Here is a 5,369-nt window from a genome sequence, read left to right on the forward strand (position 1 = left end):
CCCGACCACCCAGACATTCTACCCTGATGGGTGGTCGGGTGGGTGGGGCGGGTCCGTCCAGACATTCCTAAGAGGACTCTCAGCGGCCGGTCATGGCCCGTGCATTGGCGAGATAGGTGCGGCCGATGCGGTTTTCATTGCCGTCGGCCAGCGCCGCGAACCAGACGCCGCTGCCATCATGGCGCAGCCGCGCGATATGCGGGCGGCGGACGATGTGCGAGCGGTGCAGGCGGACGAACGCCTGCGGATCGAGCCGTTCCTCCAGCGAACTGATGGTCTGGTGCAGCAAATAGCTATGGGCGCCGACATGGAGGCGCATATAGTCGCGCTCCGCCTCGATCCGGTCGATCTGGTCGGCGGCGATGCGGACCAGTTCGGAACGGTGCGGCACCCAGAATTCCTCGGCCCATTCGGGCGCCGGCTCGGCCGGGGTGAGGGGGGCATCCTCCTCGCCGTCGCGGCTGCGCAGCGCCTGTTCGACCCGGTCGACCGCGCGGGTCAGGCGATCATGGGCGACGGGTTTGAGCAGATAGTCGACCGCGGCAAGATCGAACGCCTCGACCGCGAAGCTTTCGAAGGCGGTGACGAAGATGATCGCCGGGCGGATGCCCATCTGGCTGATCGCGCGGGCGACGCCGATGCCGTCGAGCAGCGGCATGGCGATGTCGAGCAGCAGCAGGTCGGGCTTGAGCCCTTCGACCAGGCGCAACGCCGCCTCGCCATCATTGGCGGTGCCGACCAGCGCGATGCGCGGTTCGCGCGCACACAGCATCTGCAATCGCTCGACCGCAAGCGGCTCATCATCGACGATCATGGTGCGGATGGACATGGGCGTCAGCACCCCCGGCGGTTGAGCGGAAGGAAGAGATTGACGGCAAAGCCGCCATCGGCCTGCGGACCATAGTCGATCCGGCCCTGATCGCCAAAGCGGGCGGACAGGCGGTCGCGCACATTGGCGAGGCCGATGCCGCTGCCGCCATCGCCGGGGCTGGGCGGCTTGTCGCCATTGTCGGCGACGGTGAGGTGCAGCAGGCCATGCTCCTCGCGCGCGCGGATGGTGATGGCGACCGGGCTGGAGGTGCGCGAGACGCCATATTTGATCGCATTTTCGACCAGCGGCTGGAGGATCAGGCCCGGCACGCAGGCGGTCAGCAGATCGGCGGGAATGTCGATCCGGGTGGCCAGCCGGTCGGGGAAGCGCACCGCCTCGATATCCAGATAGAGTTTCTGGAGATGGACTTCCTCTTCCAGTTGCACGTCATCGAGCGGATCGCCGGTGAGGCTGGTGCGGTAGAAATTGGAGAGCGACATGATCATCTGTTCGGCCTCGTCGCGCCGGTCCTTCATCACCAGGGACGAGAGCGAGTTCAGCGTGTTGAACAGGAAATGCGGGTTCACCTGATAGCGCAGCGAGCGCAGTTCGGCCTGCTGCGCGGCGCGTTCCAGCCGGGCGGCGCGGCGTTCGGTGCGATGCGCTTCGCTGGCATAGGAGAGGCCGAGATAGAGGCCGGCCCAGGCGGACAGGAAGAAATAGCGGCTGACGGCGTCATCGACGATATAGATCAGCGCATGGGACTGGGCCTCATATTTCTGCTGGTCCATGTCGGGAAACATGCCCATCGGGTCATAGATGTTGAAGACATAATAGTTGGCGACCGCCATCGCGAGCGCGAAGGGCGCGGCGAGCGAGAAGGCGGCGACGATGCGGACCGCCAGCGGCTTGGCATCGAACCGGCGTATCGCCAGATAGAGAATCCAGGTCACGATGATGCCGATCAATGTCACCACGGCGCGGCGGGCGGCCATTTCGCCCTGATAGTCGAAGCCCACCACCAGCGCCCGCACGCTGATGAGGATCGCGTAGAAGAACCAGAAGCCGATGATGGAATAGAGGGCGGCGGTCGGCGAAACGCCGCGCGGCCCCTCTTCGGTGGGAAGTGTCATGGAGGATATCTACGCCAGCTTGCCGGCGCTGTCGCCCCCTGCGCGCGATGCTGGTCGAAGCGGCTTGGCGGTTGGTCGAAGCGGTGGCGCGGGGAACCGGTATTGGCTTCTGTCGGTTGATCCGGCAGGAGAAAAGGAGACGCGCATATGAGCGATACCAGGCGCGAGAGCGAGAAGAAGCTGGACGAGGCATTGGAAGACAGCATGGATGCGTCGGACCCGCCCGCGACCAGCCGGCCGGACGATGACGGCGAACCGGTGCCGTCATCGGGCTTTCCAGAAAAGCCCGAGCGTCCCTGATAGCGGACCGCGAAAATCCATGTTATTCCAGTCGGGCAAGCGCGGCCCCGACCGCCATCAGGCGGCAGGCCGGCTTCCCCGCGCGAGAGGAGCAGACGACGATGCCGACTTCCACCACCCCCGCGATCGAACGCATTGCCCGCGTGCTGGCCGGGCGCCAGCTCAGCCTGAATGGCGGCGGCCAGGATCCCCATGCGGCGGGCGCGGTGGATGCGGCCTGGCCCGACCATGTCGACGATGCCTATGCGATATTGCACACGCTGCGCGAACCCGATGCCGACATGGCGCGGGCCGGCGACGTGGCGGTGTGGCGCAGCATGATCGGCGCGGTGCTGGAGCGACGTGCGGGCTGAGCGGGGGCGCCCCGGAGCGAAATATTAACCCGGTCGTGGCAGGGAGCGCGCAGGAGACTGCGCCATGTACCACATCGAATTTCGCCATGATCTGAACCTGCTGGACATCAAATGGTCCAAGCTGTTCACCGCGGAGGAAGTCGCGGCCTATGCCCGCGAGTGCAAGGCCCGCTTCCTGGCCGAGGGGTTCAAGCCGGGCTATCTGCTGCGCATGGACATGAGCGCCAGCAGCGCCCAGCCGCAGGAGGCGGTCGCGTCCTTCCGCGCGAATCTGGGCGATTTCCCCAAGGCGCGGCGGATCGCCATCATCACCGGCAGCGCGATCACCCGGTTTCAGGTGAAGCGGGAAATGACGCAGCCCTATCTGCGGATATTCGATGATGCGACGGCCGGCCTCGCCTGGTTGCTGGAAGCCGAAGCGGTTGAAGCGCGGGCATAATCCTCCGTCCGTCGCATTTCACAAAAATATCATGTTGCACTGCAAAACGAAATCTGGTCCCTTGTGACAATCGGTGGGACAGGTGCCCGTTAAGCCTTTGCTAACCATGCGGGGCGCATGTTCTGCTGATCGACTTCAAGTCGGAGGGCATGAGCAATGGGCACGAGTGCAAGACCGGCGGACGGGGCCATTACCCTGGCGGAATTGCGGGAATTCGCCAGTTTCCCGTCGGCCACGCAAAGATATATTCGCAGATCGCTGGACATCGGGCTGCATCGCCGCGACGCGATGAAGCTATGGTCGCGCGACATGGTCGAGGAAGCCAGCATCCGCGCCCAGGCGCGCATCTATGGCCGGCTGGACGAGATCAAGGCGCATGTCCCCGACGATAGCGGGCTGGACCAGGTGGAGCCGTTCATGGCGCCGCTGGTGACGGTGTCCGCCTTTGACCTGGGGCAGGACCGGCTGGCGAGCTTCTCGGCCTATCGCTTCCTCTATGAGCGGCTGCTGGGGGCGGGGGCGCGGCCCTGGCTGCCGGGCGCCTTCTGTGCGGCGGCGAGCCTGCCCCATCTTCACCCCGAAAAGCGTCGGCTGCTGCTGCAGTCGATCAGCGAAGCGGCGGCCACGGCAGTCGGCTGGTCCAATCGCGAGCCGACCTTCTACCCCGAATGGGTCGAGAAGGTGGACCTGTCCAAGGCCAACTGAGCTGGCCTGATCCTGCCGGCGCCCCTGGGGAGGGCGCGGGCGGGATGGCCGCTTGGCTGCTGGTCTGGCGGCGGCATTCGGCCTGTCCTTCCTCCGCCTTCTTCACGGCGCCGCGCGCATGAACCGCGCGGCGCGCGCCTGCACTCCATCATCTCTTGCTCTCGAAGAACAGGAAAATCACAGCCTTCACCGGGTGGGATTGGGTGGGGTGCGGACAGGTCTTTATCCCGTCATGCCAGCGAAGGCTGGCATCTTTCTGTTCTTCTCAGAGCCCAGAAGGAAGTGAGATCCCAGCCTTCGCTGGGATGACGGAGTTGGGTGGTTTGGGGCCATCCCACCGACGTCATGCTGAACTTGTTTCAGCATCCATCAAGCCCAACAAACCATTGTTCTATTGGGAGGAATGGACCCTGAAACAAGTTCAGGGTGACGGTGATGGGATGGGCGGTTCTTGGTCGCTTTGCACCGGGCAGCTATTTCGCCCAGGAACGGCCCGGCCGCTAGTCGGGAACGTCGGGCACCGATCGGCCCAATGGACGGCGATCGAGGGCTGTCAGAGGACTGTCTGCTCTAGCACCGGATTTATTAGATAGCTGCCATTCAGTCGGAAGGTTTTTCCTCACTAAAGACACCCTCGAACCAATACATTTTTGGATCGCGGAACCATGCCCGATTTGCCTCGGTTTCAAACATAGCGAACTTGCGCATATCCAGACCATAGCGCTGAGCCAAGGCAAGAAACTGCCTTAAATCGTCTTCGTCTGGCCCCTTCTTTAAAGTGACCACCAGCCCCTTCGCGCCGTCGCCCTTCACGCTTTCGACGCAAGAAATTCGTTCCAGCCATTCGAAGTAGGCTCGTTCGTCTGCAAGGTGATAAAAAATCACCTCAGTATCCATCTGCTCCAACGTAAGGTTCTTGTCGCTCATTGCTTTACATAACCACGCACCGGTTATGCCTGCAATCGGGCACGCATTTCACGAACGTGAACGGCAACAAATGGTCGATGACTGCCGGGCTGCTTTTAATCCGAAAGGCCGTTGCGTCATGATATGCAGGATGCGAGCATTTGACTGCTGATGACAACGCTCATGGAGACTCGATGCTACCCCTTGTCATTCTGGCTGCTATATCCCGGTGTGCATCGGCAGAACTGTGCCCAACAGATGCAGAAATCTTGGAAGCTGTCAGCAGTCAGGATGATGAAACGGTTTATTCGGCATCAGCGCAATACGCCAATGACTATCCTGATCACATAACTTTCGTTCATGCTATCCGGATTACCGGCCTATCAGATGTGCTATGCAGCGATGAACTTTCTTCCGATCCACCTTCAATCACCTGCCGTTTCACCGTGAAATACGGGAAGCGGCGTTCCTTTCAAATTGCGCGGTTGGAGAAGCAGGAAGGTCGCTGGGCAATAGCTGATGCGATTGAGGTGGTCCGCGATCGGAAATAGGGTGGGTAGCGGACTGGTCCTTATCCGGTCATGCCAGCGGAGGCTGGCATTCCAGGCAGGCGAACGCCGCCTAAGCAGATAGCGCGAGACGGCTGGCCTCTTTCTCCGCGCTCTTCGCGGCTCCGCGTGATTCATTATTCGCGCGGGGCCGCGAAGAGCGCGGAGGGGAAA

Annotated in this window: 9 protein-coding genes; 6 read left to right on the top strand and 3 right to left on the bottom strand. The window is 62.5% G+C overall.

Annotated features, from left to right (window positions below; genetic code table 11):
• Window positions 1–79 precede the first annotated feature (79 nt).
• Together CG471_RS28800 and CG471_RS28805 are read right to left on the bottom strand one after the other, a co-directional pair.
• Window positions 80–829: a LytTR family DNA-binding domain-containing protein gene (locus CG471_RS28800; protein WP_099234549.1), complete on the bottom strand. Its 750-nt coding sequence runs from the start codon at window positions 827–829 to the stop codon at window positions 80–82.
• Window positions 830–834: 5 nt separating this feature from the next.
• Window positions 835–1,944, bottom strand: coding sequence for a sensor histidine kinase (locus tag CG471_RS28805; RefSeq protein WP_069338686.1), 1,110 nt, complete (start codon window positions 1,942–1,944; stop codon window positions 835–837).
• A gap of 147 nt (window positions 1,945–2,091) precedes the next feature.
• On the opposite strand from CG471_RS28805, the gene CG471_RS30900 reads away from it, so the two are divergent.
• The 5 genes from CG471_RS30900 to CG471_RS30405 all read left to right on the top strand — a co-directional run bounded on the left by CG471_RS30900 (window position 2,092) and on the right by CG471_RS30405 (window position 4,027).
• Window positions 2,092–2,244 carry a hypothetical protein gene (locus CG471_RS30900; protein ID WP_180275838.1) on the top strand — a complete coding sequence of 51 codons (153 nt, stop codon included), beginning with the start codon at window positions 2,092–2,094 and terminating at the stop codon, window positions 2,242–2,244.
• Between the two features lie 101 nt (window positions 2,245–2,345).
• Complete coding sequence (locus CG471_RS28810) at window positions 2,346–2,597, top strand: hypothetical protein (RefSeq protein ID WP_004207712.1); 252 nt, start codon at window positions 2,346–2,348, stop codon at window positions 2,595–2,597.
• Window positions 2,598–2,661: 64 nt separating this feature from the next.
• Window positions 2,662–3,036, top strand: a complete 375-nt coding sequence (locus CG471_RS28815) for a hypothetical protein (protein WP_099234546.1) — start codon at window positions 2,662–2,664, stop codon at window positions 3,034–3,036.
• 156 nt (window positions 3,037–3,192) lie between these two features.
• Complete coding sequence (locus CG471_RS28820) at window positions 3,193–3,741, top strand: hypothetical protein (protein WP_004207710.1); 549 nt, start codon at window positions 3,193–3,195, stop codon at window positions 3,739–3,741.
• 52 nt (window positions 3,742–3,793) lie between these two features.
• Window positions 3,794–4,027: a hypothetical protein gene (locus CG471_RS30405; RefSeq protein ID WP_143560308.1), complete on the top strand. Its 234-nt coding sequence runs from the start codon at window positions 3,794–3,796 to the stop codon at window positions 4,025–4,027.
• A gap of 314 nt (window positions 4,028–4,341) precedes the next feature.
• Here CG471_RS30405 and CG471_RS28830 read toward each other — a convergent pair whose 3' ends face one another.
• Window positions 4,342–4,668: a hypothetical protein gene (locus CG471_RS28830; protein WP_099234548.1), complete on the bottom strand. Its 327-nt coding sequence runs from the start codon at window positions 4,666–4,668 to the stop codon at window positions 4,342–4,344.
• A 173-nt stretch (window positions 4,669–4,841) separates the two neighbouring features.
• On the opposite strand from CG471_RS28830, the gene CG471_RS30410 reads away from it, so the two are divergent.
• Entirely contained in the window at window positions 4,842–5,198 is a 357-nt protein-coding gene (locus CG471_RS30410; protein WP_180275839.1) for a hypothetical protein, read from the top strand.
• Window positions 5,199–5,369 lie beyond the last annotated feature (171 nt).

This window comes from Sphingobium sp. IP1 (assembly GCF_002708645.1).
Taxonomy (GTDB): Bacteria; Pseudomonadota; Alphaproteobacteria; order Sphingomonadales; family Sphingomonadaceae; genus Sphingobium; species Sphingobium yanoikuyae.

Coding starts and splice junctions, on each gene's coding strand:
- CG471_RS28800 (WP_099234549.1), bottom strand. CDS start 829: ATGTCCATCCGCACCATGATCGTCGATGATGAGCCGCTTGCGGTCGAG.
- CG471_RS28805 (WP_069338686.1), bottom strand. CDS start 1,944: ATGACACTTCCCACCGAAGAGGGGCCGCGCGGCGTTTCGCCGACCGCC.
- CG471_RS30900 (WP_180275838.1), top strand. CDS start 2,092: ATGAGCGATACCAGGCGCGAGAGCGAGAAGAAGCTGGACGAGGCATTG.
- CG471_RS28810 (WP_004207712.1), top strand. CDS start 2,346: ATGCCGACTTCCACCACCCCCGCGATCGAACGCATTGCCCGCGTGCTG.
- CG471_RS28815 (WP_099234546.1), top strand. CDS start 2,662: ATGTACCACATCGAATTTCGCCATGATCTGAACCTGCTGGACATCAAA.
- CG471_RS28820 (WP_004207710.1), top strand. CDS start 3,193: ATGGGCACGAGTGCAAGACCGGCGGACGGGGCCATTACCCTGGCGGAA.
- CG471_RS28830 (WP_099234548.1), bottom strand. CDS start 4,668: ATGAGCGACAAGAACCTTACGTTGGAGCAGATGGATACTGAGGTGATT.
- CG471_RS30410 (WP_180275839.1), top strand. CDS start 4,842: ATGCTACCCCTTGTCATTCTGGCTGCTATATCCCGGTGTGCATCGGCA.